We start from the raw sequence: 23,584 nt of genomic DNA, 5'->3' as shown, positions 1-23,584 counted from the left end.
GCCCAAGGCAACTCAACTTTCAGCGTGTCGGAATAGTTCCGTCACAGCATGACAAACAAGTGATCCCCTCAGAACTGCTCGGCAATATATCGGGTGAGCTCATTCAGCTGGCCGAGATTGTCGAAGGCCTTGGCGAGGTATTGTGCAGCGATGAGCAGGTGCTCTCCAACCATCTGGCGCAATTGCAATCGGTTGATCTCGTGTCGCAGTCGCTGCGTTGTCAGGCGGGCCTGCTTGCTTCGGACGATGCAGTTTCTGATGTAGAAAAGATCAGCCAACAGGATTTGCAGGACCGCTTATCGAAGGGACTTGATTGCCTGAGATAGCGCGCATTCTTTGACATCGGCGAGCGGGCGCGCAAATGGGGCAGGGATGACTGCGCCTGCGCCCTTTGAGATTCTGCTGCTCGGCGGCGGGCATGCGCATCTTGCGGTGTTGGCGGACTGGATCCGCAACGGCTTGCCAGCGGCGCGTGCGGCGGTCCTCAGCCCTTCGCGGTACTTGCGATATTCCGGCACTGTGCCCGGTTGGATCGCGGGCGAATATGCGCCGGAGGATGGCCTGGTCGATGTCAAGGCGTTGGCGAAGCGCGCGGGCGCTGAATTCATAACCGACCGCTGCGTTGCCATCGACCCAGAGGCACGCTCTGTCATCACGCTGAGCAGCGGGCTGATAGCCTTCAAGAGATGCTCAATCGACACCGGCGGAGTCGGCCGGGCCGCGCTCATCCTGGGCAATGATCCGCGCATTGCCGATGTCCGCCCGATTGATGCCTTTGCTGAGCGGTTGCGCGAATGGAGCCAAACAGCGGACGCGCGGCGCGTCGCGGTAATTGGCGGCGGGGCAGGCGGGACCGAGCTTGCCTTTGGCCTGCGCAATATGCGCGGCGGAAACTCAAAACCCGAAGTCACACTGATCACTGGATCAGATGGCTTGCTTCCGGGCTTCGCGGCGAAAGCGCGCAGCCTCGTCCAATCCGAACTCGCCGCCCAAGGGATCGCAGTCGCAGCAGACAATGCTCGCATCGAAAACGGCCAATTGCTCGCCGGTTCGCATTCCCTAGAGTCCGTAGATCTGATCGTTGCCGCCATAGGCAGCGGCGCACCTGATTGGCCCGCAGCGGGAGGGCTTGCGACCGACAAACAAGGCTTCATCGCGGTCGATGCCCACCAACGCAGCGTCTCCCACCCGCATATCTTTGCCGCCGGAGACGTCGCGAGCCGCCAAGACCGGCATGTCACGCGATCTGGAGTGCATGCGGTCCATACTGGCCCCGTACTCGCCGGCAACATTCGCGCCGCTGCGGGCGGTCTAGAGCCTAGCCACACCTACGATCCGCGTCCGGCCAGCCTTTACTTGATCTCTACCGGCAATGGCTCTGCCATCGCCGTTTATGGTGGGCTCGTGGCCAAAGGGCGCTGGGCGGCAAAACTCAAACGCTGGATCGACAAACGCTGGCTGGCCTCCTACGCGAAGCTGGCCGGCAAACTGTAACCGCTTGGCCAAGCAGCGCGAAGTAGGGGTAAGCATAGGAAAACCCATGAAGAAGATCGTCATCATAATCGCGCTGATTGCGCTAATCGCCGCCTATTTCATTTTTGATCTGGGACAATATTTTTCAATCGAGCGCTTGAAAGAGGAAGCCGCCAACATCGATGGGTTCTATCAAGAGAATCCGGTTTTGGTGATTGGAATATTCTTCCTAGCCTATGTAGCCGTTGCTGCCGCTTCGCTGCCCGGTGCGGCGATCATGACGGTTGCTGCTGGTGCGTTCTTTGGCCTGGTGGTTGGGACGATTGTCGTCTCTTTCGCCTCTACCATTGGCGCAACGCTGGCATTCCTCGCCTCGCGTTATGTCCTGCGTGACAGCATAGAGGCACGCTTTGGCGACCGGTTAAAGGCGGTGAACAATGGTTTGGAGCGCGACGGCGCGTTCTACCTCTTCACCATTCGTATGATCCCGGCGATCCCGTTTTTCGTGGTCAATCTGGTCATGGGCCTCACCCGGATCAAAACGTTCACTTTCGCCTGGGTCAGCCAGATCGGCATGCTGCTCGCCACGGCTGTGTTCGTGAATGCGGGCACCCAGCTTGCTCAGATCGACAGTCTTGAGGGCATTTTGTCGCCCGCACTGATCGGCTCTTTCGTGCTGCTCGCAATCGTCCCGTGGCTGGCCAAGTTGATTATCGGCTGGATCAAGCGGCGCAAGGTTTACGCAGGTTTCACCAAGCCCAAATACTTCGACCGCAATATGGTGGTTATCGGTGCAGGCTCCGCCGGGCTGGTCTCCGCGCTCATCGCATCGACGGTGAAGGCTAAGGTGACCTTGGTTGAAGCGAACAAGATGGGCGGCGATTGCCTCAATACGGGCTGCGTGCCATCAAAGGCGCTGATCAAGAGCGGCAAGGTCGCTTCGATGATCCGCAATGCTGACAAATATGGCCTTACGCCGCATGAACCGGAGGTGCCGTTTAAGCAGACCATCGCCCGAGTTATGGCTGCGGTGAAAACTATCGAGCCGCATGACAGTGTGGAGCGCTACACCGATCTCGGCGTTGATGTGATTGAAGGTTATGCGAAGGTCATTGATCCATGGACGGTCGAGATCGCGCGCAATGATGGCGGTACAGATCGCCTCACCACGCGCAGCATTGTGATCGCAGCGGGCGCAGAGCCGTTTGTTCCGCCACTCGATGGATTGGAAGATAGCGGCTACCTCACCTCGGACACTATGTGGGATGCCTTTGCCGAAATGGACAAAGCGCCCGCGCGCGTCACTGTGCTGGGTGGCGGACCGATTGGTTGTGAAATCAGCCAAGCCCTTGCGCGCCTCGGCTCTAACGTCACGCAGATCGAAATGGCGGACCGTGTGCTGGGCCGCGAGGATGAAGAGGTTTCTGAACTGGCGCAGCAATCGCTGGAGGAAGCGGGCGTTACCGTCCTGACTGATCACAAAGCGGTACGCGCAGAAGGCGGCGCGATTGTCGTCGAGCATGGGGGTAGCGAGAGCGAAGTGCCCTATGACGCGCTGATCATAGCGGTTGGTCGCAAAGCGCGCCTGACCGGATATGGCCTAGAGGACATTGGCGTCGACACTAGCCGTACGGTTGTGACCGACGAATTTCTCGCCACCAAATTCCCGAATATCTATGCGGCGGGCGATGTTGCTGGCCCTTATCAATTCACCCACACCGCCAGCCACCAGGCTTGGTTCGCCAGCGTCAATGCGCTGTTCGGCCAGTTCAAACGGTTTAAGGCGGATTACCGCGTGATCCCGGCGGTGACTTTCCTTGATCCAGAGGTTGCCCGCGTTGGTCTGAACGAGACTGAGGCGAAAGAGCAGGGCGTGGCCTACGAGGTAACCCGCTATGATCTCGACGATCTCGACCGCGCAATCGCCGAAAGCGAGACCAAGGGCTTCGTCAAAGTGCTGACCCCGCCGGGCGGCAAAGACACCATTCTGGGCGCGACCATTGTCGGCGCGCATGCGGGCGAATTGCTGGCCGAATATACGCTGGCGATGAAGCACAAGCTGGGTCTCAATAAGATCCTGGGCACCGTGCACCCTTATCCAACCATGGCTGAGGCGAACAAATTTGCCGCGGGTAATTGGAAGAAAGCGCACAAGCCGGAAAAACTGCTCACCTTTGTGGAGAAATATCACACTTGGCGGCGCGGTTGAGCGGTTTGGAACTCTTCGATCAGTTTCGCGGGATCATCGGCCTTGCGCTGCTGGTGCTGATCGCATGGGGCCTGTCTGAAAACCGCGGCGGGCGGCCCAGCTGGGCATGGATCGCCGGGGCGCTGGTGATGCAGGGCGCGCTCGCGCTGATTATCGTGCGGGTGCCATTTGTCTGGTCCGTGATGGAATATGCCAATGCTGGTGTGGCCGCGATTGAGCGGGCGACGCTCGATGGCTCAGCCTACATGTTCGGCTATCTCGGCGGTGCACCGCTCCCCTTTGAGCTCAAAGAGGGCGCGGATGCGCCGCTGATCGTGGCGTTTCAGATATTACCCTTGGTGATTGTTCTGTCCGCCATTGCCGCTCTGCTGTGGCATTGGGGTGTACTGCGCTGGCTGGTTGCCGGCTTGTCCTACATGCTGCGCCGTACGCTGAAGGTCAGCGGCGTCGTAGGGCTCGCGGGCGGCTCCAACATGTTTCTCGGCGTGGTGGAAAGCCCACTGGTGATCCGCGCCTATTTTGCGAAAATGAGCCGGGCAGAGCTGTTTCAGGTGATGGTGCTGGCCATGTCGACCATCAGCGGCGCTGTGCTGGTGCTGTACGCCTCCACCCTGTCAGAGACGGTGCCCAATGCGGTGGGCCATATGATTTCCGCCTCGCTCGTGTCGCTGCCTGCGGCCTTGTTGATCGCGAAGTTGATGGTGCCGGGCACAGCGGATGCGGATGGCGGCGAAGAAATCGCAACCGAGATCGACCGCGAAGATCCGGGCCTCAAATACGAAGGCAGCATTGATGCCATCGTCAAAGGCACGATGGACGGGATGCAGCTCTTTCTGGCCGTGGTGGCGGTGATCATCGTGGTGTTTGCGCTGGTTTCACTAACCGATCAGGCGCTGTCCCTGCTGCCCCTGGTGGGCGGGGAAGCGCTCACATTGGGGCGCATTTTCGGCTGGCTATTCTCTCCGCTAATGTGGGTGATCGGCGTGCCGTGGGATCAGGCGCAGGATGCAGGCGGATTGATGGGGACCAAGGCGATTCTCAACGAATATGTCGCCTTTCTGGAGCTGTCGGCCCTGGCAGAGGGCACATTCGATCCGCGCAGCCTGCTGATCGTGACCTATGCTCTGTGCGGCTTTGCGAACCTTGCCAGCATTGGCCTCTTGGTGTCGACCATTGGCACTCTGTGCCCGGAACGCCGGGCAGAGGCCGCTGGGCTGGGCATCAAGAGCTGGATTGCGGGCAATATCGCCACCGCCATGACGGGCGCGTGGATTGGCCTCGTGACGTTTGGGACGTAAAGCCGAACTGCGATGTTCAACTCAAAACTCCGCCCTCTAATTGATCCGCCGCTGAACCGGATGGGCGCTGCATTGGCGCGCCTTGGCGTGAGCGCGAATATGCTGACGTTTGGCGGCTTGGCCTTGGGATTGGCCGGGGCGGCGGCGATTGCCTTTGGCGAATTGTGGTTGGGCCTCGTGCTGATTATCGCAAACCGCTTGGCCGATGGACTGGACGGAGCGGTGGCGCGCGCGACGCAGCCGAGCGATCTGGGTGGCTATTTCGACATTGTTGCCGACTTCGCGTTTTACGTCTCGATCCCGCTCGGCTTTGGCGTGCTTGATCCGGCGAACACTCTGCCCGCTTTGGTCTTGGTCGCAGCATTCGTCTTAACCGGCACCAGTTTCCTTGCCTTTGCGGTGATCGCGGGCAAGCGCGGTGAAGAGACAGACGCCCACGGGAAAAAGAGCTTCTTTTACTCTACTGGATTCGCAGAAGGCGCCGAAACCATTGCAGTTTTCATTGCAATGTGCGCGTTTCCGACATGGTTCGCTTTCATCGCATACGCATATGCGGGTCTGTGCGTCATAACCGTTTTTCAGCGCAGCGCCTTGGCCGCAATTCAGTTTAAGGATTGAGCCGCTTTTCGACATTCGCGCGCAGCTCTTCGATCCGTGCGGCATTGGCGCCCAGATCGCTTACCCCGACCCGGCTGATCGAGCGAAAATCGATCTGATTTTCCGCAACGCGAGCGGTCACGTCATCCTTGAAGCCGAACCAGAAAGTCTCAGCCAGACCGTCAACTCTGCCAGCTTCGGTATCGGCCACCACATTGTCAAAGCCCATGTCTTCCATCGCTGCCGCAACCGCGGCCACGGCGTCTGCTTGGCTGGTGCTGCCGAGCGGCAAAGGCGCGAGATCCGCATAGGCCGATGTGATCAGCTGAGCGTGGGATTTGCTGGCGATCTCAGGATCGCCTTCTTTCCACATGTCAATCTGACCGAGCGGGGTCTGATAATCGTTGATCGGGTTCGCGCCGCTTTCATCGCGCGCGGCCAGCGCTGCGGCAGACAGGCCGGGAGGGTTCGCGGTGTCGGTCGCAATATCGTGGATCGGCGGGATCGCGCCTGCCTGAGCGCGGACCATCGCCAGCGCGCCAAAAGCGGTCGCCGGGATCGCAATTGCGAGCAATGCCAAGAGCCAGCCTTTGCGCGGTTTTCTGAATATGCAGACCACAAAGGAAGCCAATGCCGCTAGCGCCACGCCGCCGAGCAGCAGCGGGCCAACCTTGGCGATCAGAGTGCCAAGGCCTGTCTGCCAGCTCCACAATCCAAACTTGGTCCCAAGCGCTGAACCGGCGAAATAGACCGGCAAAAGCAAGGCGAGGGCGAAAACGAAGCGGCTGTGCCAAGGGGTTTTTTGCATGACCGCATCTTTAGCGAGGCAGCCCAAAGCTGCAAAGCCCCATCATCACGCAGGCAAAGGCGGGTGTTGATAGAATTCACTGCGCCCGCGATAGGGGGCGCTCCAGACGCCGCCCGGCGGCGCAAGCGGATAGGCATAGGTTTCCATGAAAGCGATCATTGTCGGCGGCGGAATTGGGGGGCTGTGTGCGGCGCTGTGCCTCAATCACTTTGGTTGGCAGGTCGAGGTTTTGGAGCAGGCCGAGAAGCTGAGCGAAGTGGGCGCCGGCATTCAGGTCAGCCCCAATGGCGTAAAGGTGCTGCGCGCGCTCGGCGTGGAGACGGCATTGGAGAAACGCGCCTTCGCCCCGGAGGAAGCGCAGTTTCGCATCGGTACCTCTGGCAAGCTGATCGGCCGCACCCGCTGGGGCGCAGCGATGGAGCAGCGCCACGGCGCGCCATACTGGCATGTGCACCGTGCGGACCTGGCGGCAGTGCTTGCAGACGCATTGGAAACGCGCAGTCCGGGCGCCTTGCGAACTGGCTCGGTGGTTACGGGCTATGGTCAGGACGCGCGCTCTGCCTGGGCCAATCTCGCCGACAGATCGCAAGTGCAAGGCGACATTGTGATCGGTGCAGACGGCATCAAATCCGTCATTCGTCAGCAGATGCTCGGGCTGTCCAAGCCGCGCTTCACCGGCAATGTCGCATGGCGCGCTGTTGTGCCCATGGATCAGCTGGGTGAGCACGCCCCGCCGCCGGCCGCTTGCATCTGGATGGGTGAGGGTAAGCATGCCGTCACTTACCGGCTGCGCGGAGGGACATTGGCCAATTTTGTCGGCGTGGTGGAACGCGATGATTGGCAGGTCGAAAGCTGGAGCGAGCGCGGAACTAGGGAACAGGCCTTGGCCGATTTCGCAGGTTGGCACCCGGTCATCACTCGCATGATCGAGCAAGCCGATGCGCATTATCGCTGGGCCTTGTTTGACCGCGTGCCAATCGATCAATGGAGCGACGGGCGCGTCACTCTGCTCGGCGATGCCTGCCACCCGATGCTGCCATTTATGGCGCAGGGGGCGGTGATGGCGATTGAAGATGGCTGGGTGCTAGCGCGCGCTTTGTCCGAGGCAGCGCACGTGCCAGATGCGCTGGCTTGGTATGAGGCGCAGCGTCAGCCGCGCACCGCCCGGGTTCAGCGCCGTGCCACTGGTAATATGGGCATATTCCACCGCCGCAGCGCGCCTGCGAAGCTCGCGACTTATGGACCGATCTGGCTCGCCAGTCGCCTTGTCCCCAAAGCATTGGATGCGCAATTCGACTGGATATATGGCCATGATGTGACCGCGCACACCGCCTAAATCACGGTGCGCCGCGCATACGTTTGCTCCATCGCCGCACAGCGTTTTCACTGGTGCATCAGGCGCAATAAGGGTTAGAGACAAGCCTCTTTCAAAGGCGCCCGGCAAGCGGCGCAATGGGGCACGGAGGCATACCCACATGACCAGCGATCTTTCTTCCCGGCTCAGCGCAGCGCCCGTGGTTCCTCTGATTGGCGAGAATGACGCGGCACTCGCGGTGAAGACCGCCAATGCCCTAAACGCCGGCGGCCTGTCGGTGATTGAGGTTGTGATGCGCAGCGATGCCGCCCAAGCGGGGATGGAGGCAATCATCGCTGAAACCGAGGGTCTGATCGTTGGCGCGGGTACCGTCCTGACACTCGACCAAGCCAAATCTGTCCGCGCGAGCGGCGCGGAATTTATCGTGTCCCCCGGCTTAGTTGACGAGATTGCTGTCTATTGTCTCGATGAAGGCATTCCCTTCTTCCCGGGCACCATGACCGCTGGCGAAGTTCAGCGCGCCTATGCACTGGGTCTGCGTGATGTGAAGTTTTTCCCCGCCAGCCTCGCCGGCGGCGTGCCAATGCTCAAGGCATTGGGTTCCGTGTTTCGCGAGATGCGCTTCATGCCCACCGGCGGTGTTTCCGCGGGCAATCTGGCAGAGTTTCTGGCGCTTGATCACGTGCTCGCCTGCGGCGGCAGCTGGCTGACCCCGCGCGATGCAGTGGAAAGCGGCGATTTTGCGCGCGTCACTCAGCTGGCGAGCGAAGCTGTGGCGATTGCCAAGGGCTAACTTGCCATCACCGCCCGGCTCGACCACAGCTTAGATTGTGATGAGCTTTTTGGGTGCGTGTTGAGGCGAGATGGACGGGGACACCGGCTGGCAGTTTTGGATTGATCGCGGCGGTACCTTCACCGATATCGTCGCTCGCGATCCCGCTGGCGCGCTGACCACCCACAAATTCCTTTCCGAAAATCCTGAGCATTATGAAGATGCCGCGCTGCATGGCATTCGCCTGATCCTGGGCCTGGACGGCGATGCGCCAATCCCACTGGATCAGATATCCGCGATCAAAATGGGTACGACGACTGCCACCAATGCTTTGCTGGAGCGGGAGGGCGAGGACACTCTGTTCCTGACCACGCGCGGGCTCGGGGATGTGATCGAGATTGGCTATCAATCGCGGCCAGACACCTTTGCGCTCAACATTGAAAAGGCGCATTTGCTCTACCGCGAAGTGGCCGAAATTGATGAGCGTGTGCTGGCGGATGGAACGGTGGAGTTGCCGCTGGATCAGGCGCAGGTGCGCGGCGTTTTGCAAGCGGCTTATGATGCGGGCCTTCGCTGCCTCGCTGCGGCTTTGATGCATGCTTACAAATTTCCGAAACACGAACGGCAAGTGGCAGAGATCGCGCGTGAAATTGGCTTTACGCAAATCTCGGTCAGCCATGATGTCAGCCCGCTCAGCAAGATTGTGCCGCGCGGCGAGACGACGATTGTCGATGCCTATTTGACGCCGATTTTGGGGCGCTATGTCGACCGGGTGGCGGGCGCCTTTGGCGAGGTGCATGAGCCGGGTCAGCTGCTGTTTATGCAAAGCTCTGGCGGCTTGGTGGATGCCGCGCAGTTTCGTGGGCGCGACGCTATCCTCTCTGGTCCGGCAGGCGGGATCGTCGGCTGCGTGCACACGGCAAAGCTAGCCGGGTTCGACCGCGTGATCGGCTTCGACATGGGCGGGACATCAACCGATGTGTCGCATTACGCGGGCGAGTTTGAGAAGGTCTATGAGACCAAGGTCGCGGGCGTTCAGATGCGCGTGCCGATGCTCAACATTCACACCGTGGCCGCCGGGGGCGGATCGGTGCTGCGCTACGAGGATGGACGGCTGAGGGTGGGACCGGGCTCGGCGGGTGCAGACCCCGGCCCGGCGAGTTACCGGCGCGGCGGCCCGCTGACGGTCACGGATATCAATGTCGTGCTGGGCAAATTGCAGCCGGACCATTTTCCGAAGATTTTTGGCGCTGGTCAGAATGAGCCGCTGGGTGTGGAGGCGGCGCGCGCGGGCTTTGAAGCGGTCGCGGGCGAAATTGCCGACGGCCGCAGCGCGGAGCAAGTGGCGGAGGGTTTTCTTGAGATCGCAGTCGAGCACATGGCCCAAGCGATCAAGAAAATCTCGATTGCGCGCGGCTATGACGTGCAGAATTATGCGCTCAATTGCTTTGGCGGAGCGGGGGGACAGCACGCCTGCCTAGTCGCGGAACGTCTCGGCATTCGCTCTATCTTGCTGCACCCCTTTGCTGGTGTCCTGTCCGCCTATGGCATGGGATTGGCCGCGATAGAGACCGAGCGGCAGCGGGTTATCGAAGATGAGCTCAGCGATGCAGTGCTGGCGCAGGTTGATGCCGATATCGCTAAACTTGAGGCGGAGAACGCGCGCGAATTGGCGGGGCAAGGAGCGGATGAGCACACCCTCGAACATCGTGCGTCTGCTCTGCTGCGTTATCGCGGGACGGACACGGTCATCCGCGTCGCCATCGACACCGCAGCGGCGATGCGCGCGGCGTTTGAAGCGGATCATGCGCGGCAATTCGGCTTTCTCGCGCCGGGTAAGGCTGTGTTGCTGGACACTCTGGTGGTCGAAACCCGCTCAGCGGTCGAGACGCCAGTTGAAGCGGTTCTGGAGGGGCGCGGCGCTGCGGAGCCAACCCCGATTGACGAAGTGCGCATGTTCACCAAGGGCGCGCATCACCAGGCACCAATTTATGACATCGCCTCACTAGTGCCCGGAGCGGCCATCCAAGGCCCCGCCATCATTACTGAGCCGACTGGCACGATCATTGTTGAGCCGGGCTGGAGCGCCGATCTCAACGCCTATGGGCACCTCATCCTGACGGCAGGCAAGGCCGAAAGCACTTCGGCGGCGGACACACTGGCAAGCGAACAAAGCGACCCGGTCACGCTCGAGATCTTCAACAATCTCTTCATGTCGATCGCCGAGCAAATGGGCATTGTCCTGCGCAACACCTCGCAATCGGTGAATGTGAAGGAGCGGCTCGATTTTTCCTGCGCCATCTTTGATGCGGGCGGCAATCTGGTCGCCAATGCCCCGCATGTGCCGGTGCATCTCGGATCAATGGATGCGAGCGTAAAGACGATCATCGAAAGCGGCCAGTCGATCCAGCCAGGCGATGCGTTCGTGCATAACAATCCGCATAAGGGCGGCTCGCATCTCCCTGATATCACTGTGGTTACCCCGGTGTTCGACGAGGCGGATGGCGCGCTGATGTTCTTTACCGCCTCGCGCGCGCATCACGAGGATATTGGCGGCATCGCGCCCGGATCCATGTCGCCGCTGGGCCGCACCATCCATGAAGAGGGCGTGCTGCTCGACAATATCAAGCTGGTTGAGAGCAGCGAATTTCAAACCGCGCGTATGGAGGATGTGCTCAGCAGCGGGCCTTATCCGGCGCGCAATCCGGCTCAGAATATCGCCGATCTGATGGCGCAAGTCGCAGCCAATAAAGCAGGCGCGAATGAGCTAGCTAAGCTGGTGCGCAGTTATGGGCTGGGGCAAGTGCGCGCCTATATGGGCTTTATCCAGGACAGCGCGGAGGCTGCGGTCAAACGCGCGATCCAGACGCTTGATGACGGCGAATTTGCGCTCGAACTCGACAGCGGAGCGGTGATCAAAGTTGCCATCCGCGCGGATAAACAAACGGGCCGCGCGGTCGTCGATTTCACTGGGACGTCTGCCCAGATGAACAACGCATTCAACGCCCCGCGCGCGATCACGCATGCCGCGATCCTCTATGTCTTCCGCTGCCTGGTTGGCGATGACATTCCGCTCAACGCTGGTTGTATGAAGCCGCTTGACGTGATCATCCCAGACGGCTGCCTGCTCAACCCTGCTTTCCCAGCGGCTGTGGTCGCGGGCAACGTCGAGACCAGCCAAGCAGTCACCGATGCTCTGTTCGCGGCGCTCGGGCGGCTCGGCACCGGGCAGGGGACGATGAACAACCTCACCTTTGGCAATGCCCGCGTCCAATATTATGAGACGATCTGCTCGGGCGCGCCCGCTGGCCCGGGCTTTGACGGAGCCTCCGGCGTCCACACCCATATGACCAACACACGGATGACCGATCCCGAAGTGCTGGAGCAGCGCTATCCCGTGGTGCTCGACGAGTTTCGAATTGAGCGCGGATCGGGCGGCAAGGGCCAATGGAACGCGGGCGATGGGGTACGCCGAGTGATCCGGTTTCGGGAGGATATGGAATGCTCCATCCTGTCAGAGCGGCGGCGCGTGCCAGCCCCAGGCATCATGGGTGGCGAGAATGGCCGCGTGGGCCGCAATCTGGCTGAGCGCGCGGGCGGTAGCAGCGACAACCTTGGCGGCTGCGCGCAAACCCATATGGCGGCCGGCGACCGGATCGTGATTGAAACACCCACCGGCGGCGGCTTCGGCCCACTTGCCGATAGGGAAGCAGAAAGCAACGACACATGATCAGCCGCATTCGCAATATCGGCCCCGGCGCGCTGGTGACCGCCGCGTTCATTGGTCCGGGCACCGTCACCGCCTGCACCATCGCGGGCGCGAGCTTTGGCTTTGCGCTGCTGTGGGCCTTGGTGTTTGCGACGCTGGCCACGATCATCTTGCAGGAAATGTCGGCGCGACTGGGCGTGGTGACGCAGCGCGGGCTGGGCGAGACTTTGGCGGACCTGCTGCAAACTTCCGTCTTCAAATGGCCGCTGATCCTGCTCGTCGGCCTTGCGCTCTACCTTGGTAACGCTGCCTATGAGGCGGGCAATCTGTCTGGCGCGGCACTCGGAATTGCGGCGATTGCGGGCGAGGGGGATGCGGCCTTCAAGGTCGCGGTGATCGCGATAGCGGTGCTGTCCGCGGCGCTGCTGCTCGCTGGATCGTACAAACAGATTGAGCGCGTTCTGCTTGCTTTGGTGGCGATTATGGCCCTCGCATTTGCGGCGACATTCGCCATCGTTCGCCCTGATTTCGGCGCGATGTTTGCCGGTATGTTCGTGCCTAAGATCCCGCCGGAAGCGCTGCTGACCGTCATCGCTCTGATCGGCACCACGGTGGTTCCCTACAATCTGTTTTTGCACGCATCGGCGGCCAAGGCGCGCTGGAGCAAAACCGAAAATACCGACGCCAATTTGAGCGAAGCGCGCGCCGACACCAGCATAGCCATTGGCATTGGCGGCCTGATCGCGATCCTGATCGCATCGACCGCCGCGGCCAGCCTATTTGCCGCCGGGATCACTGTATCCAGCGCCGCAGAAATGGCGAGCCAGTTCGAACCCTTGTTTGGTTCTAGCTCTAAATATCTGCTTGGTATCGGTTTGTTTGCAGCGGGCTTGACGAGTTCTATTACCGCGCCGCTTGCCACTGCCTTTGCGATGACAGAGGTTTTGCGGCTGAAGGGCGGCCAGAAATCGTTCGCCTTTAGGGGGATCGCACTCAGCGTGATTGTGATTGGTGCGGGCATATCGCTCGCGGGCATTCGGCCGATTGAGGTGATCGTGACCGCGCAATTTGCCAATGGTCTGCTGCTGCCGATAGTCGCCGCATTCCTGCTTTATGTGATGAACCAGAAGGCGGTGTTGGGCCGCTATGCCAATGGCACGCTTGCGAATGTGTTGGGCTTTGGCGTGGTGCTGATTGCAGCGGGACTGGGCCTGAGGTTGGTGCTGCGTGCGGCGGGCCTGATGTAGGCGAGGCCTAGCGCGTCAGCCGTTCCAGATCGTCCAGAGTGTCTATGTCTGCCAGTTGCTTGGGCGGACAGGAAATGATCTTTGCCTCAGATAGCAAAGCGCCTGCGCCGTGGTGCCCCGTAGCCTGCATCAAGGACGCAAAGTGCTCTTTGCCAAACACCGCAGGCGGGGTGGGGGCAGCGCCATTATGCGAGGCGGCGATGGTGCTGGCGGTGGCTTGCAACGCTAGCGCGCGGAAATGGGCAAGCGGCACAAAGGGCATGTCAGCGAGCGCGATAAGCAGCGTCTTTGCCTCTGCTTCAAAGGCAAGTTTTGCGGCGAGCGCGACCGATGTGCCCATGCCCTGATCGGCATTCGAGTTGAGCGCGATTTGAAAGCCCGCTGCGCGCCAGCCACCGACGCACTGATGCTCATCGCTGGATGCAATGACGATGCGGTGATTGGCGGGCAAGGCGGCGAGTGTCTCGCTCGCGTGTAGGCCCAGCATTGTGCCGTTCATATCCGCAGAAAGCTTGTCCGCCGTACCAAAGCGCTGAGACTGTCCAGCCGCGAGTAGCGCGATCATGGGTCCGCCGTGGCTATGCGTCATGGCTCGCAAAATCCGCCGATTGATAGGCTCTCACGATTTCGCTCAAGGCGGATAGCGCCAGCGTCTCTGGATCGCGCGAAGAGTGAAACAGACCAAGCGGGGCGTTGATCGAGGCGACCGTATTGGCGGGCACATCGCTGGCGATCAGCGCTTCGCTGCGCGCGCCATGCGCTTTGCGGCTGCCCATAGCTCCGCAATAGAAATGCGGCAGTTCCAGCGCGCGGCCGAGCAGTTTTACTTCCCAATCGTGATCGTGGAACAGAAAGACGAAGGCTGTCCAGGGATCGCTGCTGAGCAGATGGGTGTCGCTGGTTCTGGTGAGCAGCTGGGCCTGGGTGCCAATGCTGGTTAGGCGCTCGCAGATATCGGGATCGGGTGACAAAACGCCGCTGCCAATGTCCATCGCGCCTGCCAGCTTGGCTAGCGCCTCTACGCTCGCTCCATGCCCGATGATGCAGAGGCGCGGCTGGGGCCAATGTCCGAACGTTCCATTGCCTGATGCGACATCTGCCTTGGGTTCTTGCCAGCCATCTAGACATGCGACCTCGCCACCGCCGATTTGCACGGTGAAGGCTTTTCGCGCGGTGATTGCGGCATTGCACTGCCCGGCGAATTCTTGGTTCGCCAATGGCTGGAAATGCACATCAATGCCGCCGCCGCAGGGCAGGGTGATATCGATGTAGCGGGAGCCTGCGCCAAAGCGGACGATGCGCGGCTTTCCCTCGCGCAGGGCCTCTTGTGCCTCCGTGACAACGGCGTTTTCGATGCACCCACCAGAGAATGATCCGGCAAATTGGCCGTCGTCGCAAACCACCATATGCGTGCCGGGATTGCGGATGGAGGAACCCTCCACCGCCATCACCGTCACCAGCGCGCAGGTGCGGCCCTCGCGCTGCCGATCGCTCAGAAAGGCAAAGACCCGGTCGCGGTCCATTCAGCGTTTCTATTCAGCAGGCTGTTCGGGTTCGGCGGGAGCTGCTTGCTCGGGCGGGGCCGCGCTGGCCGCTTCGCCCGGCTCGGCGATTATGATTTGCTCGACCGGTTCCTGAACCTCTGATCCGCCACACGCGGTAAGAGACAGCGTACCAAGAGCGGCCATGACTGCGGTAAACTTGCGCATAGTGTGCCTCCTTGCCCCGCGCTTACGCAAATTGCTTGGCAAACGGCATGTCGCGCAGGCGTTTGCCGCTGGCTGCAAAGATCGCATTGGCCAATGCGGGCGCTGCGGGCGGAGTCCCCGGCTCTCCCGCGCCGCCAACTGGCACGGTGCCGCTGTTGATGATTGCGACCTCGATCGCCGGTGTCTCATCCATCCGCAGCATTTGATAATCGTGGAAATTGCTCTGCTTGACCGCGCCGTCCTCCAGCTCAATCTCGCCGTACATCGCCGCAGTCAGGCCGAACACGATGCCGCCCTCGATCTGGTTGCGGAAACCGTCCGGGTTCATGACATAGCCCGCGTCCATCGCGGCCCAGACATTGAGCATCTTCGGGCGGCCTGAGGTCATATCGACCTCGATCACCTCTGCGCCGACGGTGCCGAAGCTTTCGACGATGGCGACGCCCAAACCAATGCCTTCGCCGCGCGGAGCGCTCCAATTGCTCATCTCAGCGACTTTTTCGAGCACGCCTTTGTGCCGCGCGGTGTTCGCGCCGAGCATGTTGAGGCGGTATTCCAGCGGATCTGCGCCAGCGGCAATCGCGGCCTCATCAATGAAGCTCTCAATGAAGAAACCCTGCTGTGAGTGGTCGACCGAACGCCACGCGGAAAATGGCAGGTGCAAAGGTGCTTCTGCGACGCGCACGGAGGTGTTCGCAATGTCGTAAATGCCCGGAACGCTGGCTTCTGCCGGGTCATGCCGCTGGGTGAAGATGTTGTTATAAGCGACCATCTTGCCGCCCGCATCAAGCCCGCCTCTAAAGCGGCTCACATCTGCCGGGCGGTAAAGCGCCTTTTGCGTGTCTTCCTCGCGCGACCAGATCATCTTGATCGGATAGCCGGTGGCCTTCGCCACTCGCACCGCCATCGTGACGTAGTCATTCTCCAGCCGCCGCCCGAATGCGCCGCCGAGGAACGGATGGTGCACGGTGATGTCCTCGTCATTCATGCCGAGCGCGCCTGCGGCTGCGCTGCGCGCCATCAGCGGCACCTGAGTGCTGGTCCAGATGTCGCACTTTGCGCCGTCGTCGGTATCGCGCACCCATGCGGTGCAATTGACCGGCTCCATTGGAGCATGGGCAAGGAACGGGGCGCTGTATTCCGCCTCCAGCTTTGTTGCCGCATCAGCAAACGCGCTGGCCGCATTGCCTTTGGAGGCGGCTTGCTCTCCGCCGTCATCGCCCGCTGCATCAATCGCGTCTCTAAACGCTGCAAATTGATCGGCGGTTGTTTTGATAGGACTTTCCGAGGCGCTGTATTCCGCCGTGATCGTGTTCAGCGCCTGCTGCGCATTCCAATATCCATCGGCCACCACCGCGATGAAACTGCCCATGTTGAGGATCTGCTGCACGCCCGGCATGCCTTTGGCCGCCTCCGCGTCCATGCTCGTCACCTTAGTGCCGGGCACCGGAGGGCGGCGCACCGCAGCATAGGATAAATCGGCAAGCTCGACGCCGGGAATATTCGCGTCGATCCCGAAATCCGCCTTGCCCATCACCTTTGCGGGAATGTCGGTCCGGCGCTTGCTCTTGCCCATCAGGCGGTAATCTTTGGGATCTTTCAGCGCAGGCGAGCTGTCCATGGGCTGATCAGCTGCCGCCGCTGCGAAATCAGAATAGGGTGCAGACTTGCCGCTGCCGCTGTGGATCAGCGTGCTGTCACGCGTCGTAATCTCGCTGGCCGGTACGCCCCATTCATCGGCTGCGGCACCGATCAGCATTTTACGCGCCGCCGCGCCTGCGATCCGCATCTGATATTGGCCCGTGGTGCGGATGGAGGAGCTGCCACCGGTGATCATCGCATCGGCCAAACGCCCGATCTGCGTGAACAGGCCGTCCCACGTCGGCTCAATCCAATCGGCTGCGTTCATAGTGAAGGGCGCAACGAACATGCGCGCGGTGTCGCTGACGATATAGCTGCCGTCCGCTGGCGCTTGCATCACTTCGACCTTGGCCCAGTCGGCATCAAGTTCATCAGCCAGCATCTGCGCGAGAACGGAATGCGCGCCCTGGCCCATTTCGCAGTGCGGTATGATCGCCGTGACGATATTGTCAGCCCCGATTTTCACCCAGCTGTTGACCAGCTCTTCGCCAGCTCCGCCGGCAACTGTCGCCTTCAGCTTGCCAACTGGATTGCCGGGCCGCACGCCAACCCCGATCAGCAATGCGCCGCCGGCGAGCACGCCAGCGCCAATGAATCCGCGGCGGCTCCACTTGGCGGCTGTGCTGCGTTCTTTTTTCGCGGCAGGTGTGTCTGTGCTTTGCTCGCTCATGCTGCGCTCTCCTGCGCTTCGTCTTCGGATTGTGCGGTCTCAAGACCGGCGGCAACCTTGATGGCTTGGCGAATGCGTTTGTAGGTTCCGCAGCGGCAGATGTTGCCGCTCATCGCGGCGTCAATGTCGTCATCGCTCGGCGCAGGATTGTCGCGCAGCAGCGCGGTCGCCGACATGATCTGGCCCGATTGGCAATATCCGCATTGCGGCACTTGCTCGCTGATCCAGGCTTGTTGAACCGCGCTCAGCTCGCCGTCTTCGCCTGAAACGCCTTCAATCGTAGTGATCGCGCGGCCTTCAGCGGCCGACAGCGGAGTGGAGCAGCTGCGCACAGGATCCCCGTCGAGATGCACGGTGCAGGCCCCACAGGCCGCAATCCCGCAGCCAAACTTGGTCCCGGTCATACCCAGCTTCTCACGCACGACCCACAGGATTGGCATATTGGGATCGGCATCCAGGCTGGTGGCTTGGCCGTTGATGGTGAACTCGATCATTTGTTTGGCTCCATTGGAGGCGGGGCTTGCGCGCGTTACGCGTTACGTTTCAAAACACTATCAAATCTTGCGCCCCAGCGAAAGTCGCTCAGCGCATGTGCTCATAACGTTGAACTTTAGGCTGGGATTAAGACGCCATTTGCGGCGCGGCGCAATGTTTGGCGATATAATCCTGGTGCGTGGAGAGACCGCCGACCGCCCGCTCGACAATAGTCCTCAGATTGCCCAAGAATTCGCTCAGCTGAGCGTCGCTGATCGCATCGGCCATTGGGTCGTGGCCGTCAGGTGTGATCCCCTGGCCCAGCATCACTTGGACCCAGCTTGCCTCGCGGAACAGATCATCGACATCGCGGCCCAGGCGGCCACTCGAGGCGAACAATTCGCGTTTGTGGGTCAGGCTATCTGGCACCTCCATATTCTTGCAATAGCGCCAGAACTCGGAATCCTCGCGTTCCGTCTGATGATAATGCAAGATCAGAAAGTCTCTGATCTGTTCAAATTCTGCGGCGCAGCGACGATTGTATTCAGCGCGCTCTGCATCGGCATTCGCGCTTTGCGGAAACAGCTGGATCAGGCGGCTGACATGCGATTGGATCAGGTGGATGCTGGTCGATTCCAGCGGCTCCAGAAATCCGCTCGACAGGCCTATAGCTGCGCAATTGTGGGACCAAAACTGTTCGCGCCGCCCAGTGGTAAAACGGATTGGGCGCGGATCAGCCAAGGCCTTTGTCTCCAGCCCCGCCATCAGCACATCATGCGCCGCCTCGTCAGTGGTAAAGCCGCTGGAATAGACATGGCCATTGCCTGTGCGATGTTGCAGAGGGATGCGCCATTGCCAGCCTGCATCCTTAGCGGTCGCGCGGGTATAGGGCGGCAGGCTGTCTAGTTTTTTGCTTGGCACCGCCTGCGCGCGGTCACACGGCAGCCATTTAGACCAATCCTGATAGCCAACGCCCAGTTCTTGCCCCATCAACAGCGCACGAAACCCGGTGCAATCGATGAAGAAATCGCCATGGATCTCGGCCCCGCCATCCAGCGTGATTGAGGTGATATCGCCGCTTTCGCCGTCCCGCTGAACTGCGCTGACGATCCCCTCATGCCGGGTGACGCCGCGCGCCTCGGAATATTTGCGCAGATATTGGGCATAAAGGCTGGCGTCGAAATGATAGGCGTAGGCTAGACCAGTCATCGCGGTGTTGCCGACCCGGTCGAGCTTGGAAAAACGCCCTTGTGCAGCGGCCAGCTGGTGCAAGGAATAATGCCACAGGTCTTTGGCATCAGCGCCGGATTGGGATGCACGGTGCCAATAATGGTGGAAGGGCACATTGGCGAGGTTCAGTCCTGCATCGCCAAAAGTGTGCAGATAACGATCACCTTTCTTGCCCCAATCGACAAACTCAATGCCGAGTTTGAACGTGCCATAGTTTTGCTTCAGGAAATCGTTCTCATCGAAGCCCAGGATCGTGTTGAGACGGATGATCTGCGGGATGGTCGCCTCGCCCACGCCGACGGTGCCAATCGCATCGGATTCGACCAGGTGGATCGACAAGCTCGGTCCGAGCAGGCGCGCAAATGCCGCCGCTGTTATCCAGCCTGCGGTTCCGCCGCCGACGATTACTAACCGACGCTGTGTCTGCTTACTCATGGCGTTTTACTCTTTGGCGGCGCGGCGCGGTTAGAAAGAAGGGGCGGCGTTTGTGTCAGACTATAGAGTGCGCTCATCCTTGGGGAGCCTCTCGGCGCAAAAAGGCATTGATAGTCAGTCGGCCGGATTTGGGGTCCGCTGGCAGCGGGTCTGAATTGCTGATCACGCCGCTGTGCAGAATATTGCCGCGATAGAGCACCGCTTGGTTGAATGTGCCGGGCGCGGCGTGGGTGCGTTCAAAGTGAGGCTCTCCGCTCGTGGTGTAGGCGGCGGGCGGCAGGCCGCTGCGCTTTACATCTTGCTGCAAGGCGGCGGCGTAGCGCGGGTAACTGTCCTGTGTGAGCGCCTCGAGCCCAGTGGATTTGTGGCGGAAGAATGCCGTGCCGCCATGCGGGGTGGTGTGTAGATAAAGCATTAGCGCGATTTGATCAGGATCTGTGCCATCGACATGCGGCAGGCGCTGGATCGGCTGCAATTGCTCTGGCGCGGTGGTGACGATTGAATACCATCCCTGCATTGCCCAGCGCGCTTTGCCCCCGTTTGGTGAGGCGGGCTGCGCGGGCGGGAAGGTTTCCTCGAGCGTCGGTGAGAGCTGCTCCAACCATGCCTCACAGACTTTTTGCGGCAGCGGCGAGCGGACCCCGGGATATTGCGGAGTAATTTCTGCAAAATTTTGCAAAAACGAATTTTCAATGACCGCTTGTGGTTGTTCAAGGAACTCATTGATCGTCACAAGATCATGTTTTTGCGATGAAAAATGCGATTTTTGCAAATTTGCAAGTGATATCGACCAGTTTTTCATCGCGGTTTGAGGCCTTGCTAATGATCGGAAAATTCTACGTTGAGGCTAACAAATCGCATGCAGAGCGCCAATTGAAATAACTTAAAACATTGAAATATAGTATTTATATTGATTTTTGAGTTTGGAAATTTGCGAGTCGAGTGGTTTGCAAGAATCTGCTGGGTGACCCGGCTTCATCTTGGGTCTGGTTGGGTGTGACAGGCTTGCCACAGCCTGTTGAAACTTGTGGCACTGTTACATTCAAAAGTCACACTTAATCCCGTTTAAGTACACTAAAACAGGAGTTTGCGGAATTTCAAAACATGAAATGCGTTCCAAATATTGGGCGTTTACGTCTCTCAAAACATCCGCTATGAAAAAATATGCAAACGCCGAGGATCAAAAATTGGCGTTAGGGGAGAGAGATAATGGTTTTTAAGCGTAACTCAGCAAACGCGCGCCTGCTTTGTGGTGCAGCGACCGGCCTCGCGATGATCGCGGCGGCTATGCCTGCGGCGGCTCAGGATGCCGAGCCAGAGACAGAAAGCGGTGTGGAGGACGAGGGTATCGTCGTCACCGGGATCCGCAGCGCGATTGAAAGCTCGCTTGAGGCAAAGCGCGAAAGCACCAGCATCGTCGAAGTGATCTCAGCAGAAGATGTCGGTAAGCTGCCTGACCTTTCAATTGCCGATGCGCTTGCGCGCCTGCCCGGCGTTACCGCTCAGCGTGTGCGCGGTCGTTCTCAGCAAATTTCGATCCGCGGCCTTGGCCCAGATTTCTCGCTGGCACTTTTGAACGGCCGTGAGGTTGTCTCCGCTGGTAACAATCGCGGGATTGAGTTCGACCAGTTCCCATCAGAGCTGATCGCGCAAGGTGTTGTCTACAAGACCGCTGAGGCGAGCCTCGCCGCCACCGGCATTGCCGGCGCGGTTGACCTGCGCACGATCCGCCCGCTCGACTTCAAGGATACGAAGCTCAACGTATCAGCGCGGTATGTCGTCAATGACAGCGGCGAGCTAAACCCAGATTTCAGTAATCAGGGCTACCGCTTCTTCGGATCATACATCGGCCAGAATGATGCGGGCACCGTTGGTTGGTCGATTGGTGTCACGCACCAGTCCAACCCAACGCAAATCCTTTCGCGCGAGTTGAAGACGAACCAGAACCAGGTCTCTACTGACGCAAATGGTCTGATTTACCCTTCGGACAACCCGCGCCAAGGCGCCGTTTCACGCGATTTTGAACGTACATCGATTGCTGGCGCTTTGCAGTTCGAGCCATCCGACAATTTCTCGCTCGCGCTTGATGCGTTTTACACTGACACGCAAGATTCCGGCATTTTCCGCGGTACGGAAACACCGATTGCCTCATGGAGCGGCGCAAGCTTTGACGGTGCGACCGGCAATGGGCCCTTCGCTGATACGGCAACCTACTCAGCCGTTGTGCCAATCGTCCGCACAGACACCGAAGGCAACGAAGCTCAGATTTTTGCGGCAGGTGCAAACCTTGTTTGGGGCGTGACTGACAATCTCTCGCTTGAGCTTGATTATGGCTATTCGACGCTCGACCGGAACGACATCGATTACGAAAGCTACGCTGGCACTGGGTTTGCTCGCGGCGGCCCGCAGGATACGATCACATTTACGTTCCCGCAAAGCGGCCGTTACAGCGTCGACACTCAACTTGATTACACCGATCCGGGTACGGTTCTGCTTACTGATCCAGGAGGCTGGGGCCAGGTTGGCTTTATCAAAGAGCCTGAGATCAATGACGAATTGCATCAGCTTCGCGCAGAGGCGGAATACGCCTTTGACGGCGGATTTCTCGATAGCATCACGGTGGGCTGGATCTACACCGACCGTGAGAAAGACTTCGATTCAAACGAAGCTTTCCTGCGTCAATCGGCTGCTTTCACCGATGGTGCATTGGCAATTCCAGCGGGCTCGATCCTGGGCAGCACCGACACCGGCGGTCTGAACTTTGATGTGATCGCCTATGATCCATCGAGCTTCCTCACTGACGGTACTTACGTTGTTGAAAAGGCGACCTTCGACACTGAGTGGGTCGTTTCCGAGGAAATTCACAGCTTCTACGCTCAGGCCAATATCGACACGCTGCTTGGCTCGGTTCCGCTGCGCGGCAATATCGGCCTCAAATATGTCGACACCACGCAAAGCTCGACCGGCACGATCGGGGGCGGCTTGGTCAATACGGTCACCGAAAGCTATGATGACTGGCTGCCAAGCGCGAACCTCAGCTTTGAAGTCGCTGACGACTTTTTCATCAAGCTCGCCTTTGCGAAAACGATCACGCGCGCACGGCTCGATCAATTGGCCGCGAACCAGAATATCACGGTGAACCCGCTTAGCTGTACGGACACTGACGGTGATCAAGTGCCAGATACGGTCATCGCGTTTAACCCGCCGCAATTGGTTTGCTTCAACCTTGGCGGTGGTAACCCAGCGCTCCAGCCTTACTCCTCGACCTCTTATGACATTTCGTTCGAGAAGTACTTCTCTCGCGGCACGGCCCTAGTGGTCGCGGTGTTCCACAAGGATCTGTCGGATTGGGTGATTGACTTCAGTGATACGATCGACGTTGAGCAACAAATCATCAACGCTGGTTTCGGCTCAATCCTAACCAACGCGCCAGAACTTGCCACCGGCGCGTTCAGCGGTCCGGTCAACTTTGGCGATGGCTCGATAACTGGCATTGAAGGCACCTTGCGAGTTGATTTCGTTGACCTTGCAGAAAGTCTCGATGGCTTCGGCGGCAGCTTCAGCTTCACCTATGCTGACGCAGAAGTCGAAGACACCACGATGACGGCGCTCGATATTCCCGGCTATTCCGAAACGGTATGGTCCGGCGATATGTTCTATGAAAAGAACGGTTTCCAAGCCAAGCTCAGCGCCCGCCACCGCAGCGGCTTCTTGTCAGAAGTTCAGAACTTCGACGGTAGCCTAAGCGGCGCGCAGGCCCGCAGCGAGACGATTCTTGATGGTCAAATCGGCTACACGTTCGAAGAAGCGGATGGCTTCCTCAACGGCCTTGGTTTCCAGTTTGAAGTATTCAACATCACGAATGAGCCGTTCGTCACCGAGAACGATCTGTTCGATGGTGCGGGCAATCAAATCGGCACCTTCCCGAGCCGTCATGAGCTCTATGGTCGGACTTACAACTTCACGATCAAGAAAGAGTTCTAGATCGTCGTTCACC

At 59.7% G+C, this 23,584-nt stretch carries 18 protein-coding genes; 10 read left to right on the top strand and 8 right to left on the bottom strand.

Annotated elements, in window-relative coordinates:
- Positions 1-59: 59 nt before the first annotated feature.
- From AC0V6V_RS05180 to AC0V6V_RS05160, 5 genes are read left to right on the top strand one after another with little or no spacing between them, the layout of a single operon-like run.
- Complete coding sequence (locus tag AC0V6V_RS05180; protein WP_486164368.1) at positions 60-326, top strand: hypothetical protein; 267 nt, start codon at positions 60-62, stop codon at positions 324-326.
- Positions 327-372: 46 nt separating this feature from the next.
- Entirely contained in the window at positions 373-1,494 is a 1,122-nt protein-coding gene (locus AC0V6V_RS05175) for an FAD-dependent oxidoreductase (RefSeq protein WP_486164367.1), read from the top strand.
- A 46-nt stretch (positions 1,495-1,540) separates the two neighbouring features.
- A complete protein-coding gene (locus tag AC0V6V_RS05170; protein ID WP_486164366.1) occupies positions 1,541-3,682 on the top strand; it encodes an FAD-dependent oxidoreductase in 2,142 nt (713 codons plus the stop codon).
- Positions 3,679-4,980: a NupC/NupG family nucleoside CNT transporter gene (locus AC0V6V_RS05165; RefSeq protein ID WP_486166235.1), complete on the top strand. Its 1,302-nt coding sequence runs from the start codon at positions 3,679-3,681 to the stop codon at positions 4,978-4,980. The genes AC0V6V_RS05170 and AC0V6V_RS05165 overlap by 4 nt, the downstream gene beginning before the upstream one ends.
- 12 nt (positions 4,981-4,992) lie before the next feature.
- On the top strand, positions 4,993-5,598 hold the full coding sequence (locus AC0V6V_RS05160) for a CDP-alcohol phosphatidyltransferase family protein (protein WP_486166234.1): 606 nt from the start codon (positions 4,993-4,995) through the stop codon (positions 5,596-5,598).
- On the opposite strand, the gene AC0V6V_RS05155 is transcribed toward AC0V6V_RS05160, so the two are convergent.
- Positions 5,588-6,385 (bottom strand): DUF1499 domain-containing protein, encoded by a 798-nt coding sequence (locus AC0V6V_RS05155; RefSeq protein WP_486166233.1) that lies wholly within the window; start codon positions 6,383-6,385, stop codon positions 5,588-5,590. The two genes, AC0V6V_RS05160 and AC0V6V_RS05155, sit on opposite strands and share 11 nt — an antisense overlap.
- A gap of 145 nt (positions 6,386-6,530) precedes the next feature.
- Between AC0V6V_RS05155 and AC0V6V_RS05150 the strand changes: the two genes are divergently transcribed.
- The 4 genes from AC0V6V_RS05150 (at position 6,531) to AC0V6V_RS05135 (ending at position 13,428) form a co-directional block, all read left to right on the top strand.
- Positions 6,531-7,721, top strand: a complete 1,191-nt coding sequence (locus AC0V6V_RS05150) for an FAD-dependent monooxygenase (RefSeq protein ID WP_486164362.1) — start codon at positions 6,531-6,533, stop codon at positions 7,719-7,721.
- A 139-nt stretch (positions 7,722-7,860) separates the two neighbouring features.
- Positions 7,861-8,493: a bifunctional 4-hydroxy-2-oxoglutarate aldolase/2-dehydro-3-deoxy-phosphogluconate aldolase gene (gene eda, locus AC0V6V_RS05145; protein ID WP_486164361.1), complete on the top strand. Its 633-nt coding sequence runs from the start codon at positions 7,861-7,863 to the stop codon at positions 8,491-8,493.
- Between the two features lie 70 nt (positions 8,494-8,563).
- On the top strand, positions 8,564-12,202 hold the full coding sequence (locus AC0V6V_RS05140; RefSeq protein WP_486164360.1) for a hydantoinase B/oxoprolinase family protein: 3,639 nt from the start codon (positions 8,564-8,566) through the stop codon (positions 12,200-12,202).
- A complete protein-coding gene (locus AC0V6V_RS05135; protein ID WP_486164359.1) occupies positions 12,199-13,428 on the top strand; it encodes an Nramp family divalent metal transporter in 1,230 nt (409 codons plus the stop codon). The genes AC0V6V_RS05140 and AC0V6V_RS05135 overlap by 4 nt, the downstream gene beginning before the upstream one ends.
- 7 nt (positions 13,429-13,435) lie before the next feature.
- Here AC0V6V_RS05135 and AC0V6V_RS05130 read toward each other — a convergent pair whose 3' ends face one another.
- The 7 genes from AC0V6V_RS05130 to AC0V6V_RS05100 form a co-directional block, all read right to left on the bottom strand.
- A complete protein-coding gene (locus tag AC0V6V_RS05130) occupies positions 13,436-13,993 on the bottom strand; it encodes a nucleotidyltransferase family protein (protein ID WP_486164358.1) in 558 nt (185 codons plus the stop codon).
- Positions 13,994-14,006: 13 nt separating this feature from the next.
- Positions 14,007-14,951 (bottom strand): XdhC family protein, encoded by a 945-nt coding sequence (locus AC0V6V_RS05125; RefSeq protein ID WP_486164357.1) that lies wholly within the window; start codon positions 14,949-14,951, stop codon positions 14,007-14,009.
- Positions 14,952-14,960: 9 nt separating this feature from the next.
- Positions 14,961-15,137, bottom strand: a complete 177-nt coding sequence (locus tag AC0V6V_RS05120; RefSeq protein ID WP_486164356.1) for a hypothetical protein — start codon at positions 15,135-15,137, stop codon at positions 14,961-14,963.
- 22 nt (positions 15,138-15,159) lie between these two features.
- On the bottom strand, positions 15,160-17,448 hold the full coding sequence (locus tag AC0V6V_RS05115; protein WP_486164355.1) for a xanthine dehydrogenase family protein molybdopterin-binding subunit: 2,289 nt from the start codon (positions 17,446-17,448) through the stop codon (positions 15,160-15,162).
- Positions 17,445-17,942: a (2Fe-2S)-binding protein gene (locus AC0V6V_RS05110; RefSeq protein WP_486164354.1), complete on the bottom strand. Its 498-nt coding sequence runs from the start codon at positions 17,940-17,942 to the stop codon at positions 17,445-17,447. The genes AC0V6V_RS05115 and AC0V6V_RS05110 overlap by 4 nt, the downstream gene beginning before the upstream one ends.
- A 127-nt stretch (positions 17,943-18,069) precedes the next feature.
- Complete coding sequence (locus AC0V6V_RS05105; RefSeq protein ID WP_486164353.1) at positions 18,070-19,587, bottom strand: tryptophan halogenase family protein; 1,518 nt, start codon at positions 19,585-19,587, stop codon at positions 18,070-18,072.
- Positions 19,588-19,660: 73 nt separating this feature from the next.
- Complete coding sequence (locus AC0V6V_RS05100) at positions 19,661-20,389, bottom strand: DUF6445 family protein (protein WP_486164352.1); 729 nt, start codon at positions 20,387-20,389, stop codon at positions 19,661-19,663.
- A gap of 407 nt (positions 20,390-20,796) precedes the next feature.
- On the opposite strand from AC0V6V_RS05100, the gene AC0V6V_RS05095 reads away from it, so the two are divergent.
- On the top strand, positions 20,797-23,571 hold the full coding sequence (locus tag AC0V6V_RS05095; protein WP_486164351.1) for a TonB-dependent receptor: 2,775 nt from the start codon (positions 20,797-20,799) through the stop codon (positions 23,569-23,571).
- Positions 23,572-23,584 lie beyond the last annotated feature (13 nt).

This window comes from Erythrobacter sp. S249, from assembly GCF_057364975.1.
The sequence above is the reverse complement of the archived record's forward strand: the minus strand, read 5'-3'. Positions and strand labels throughout refer to the sequence as shown.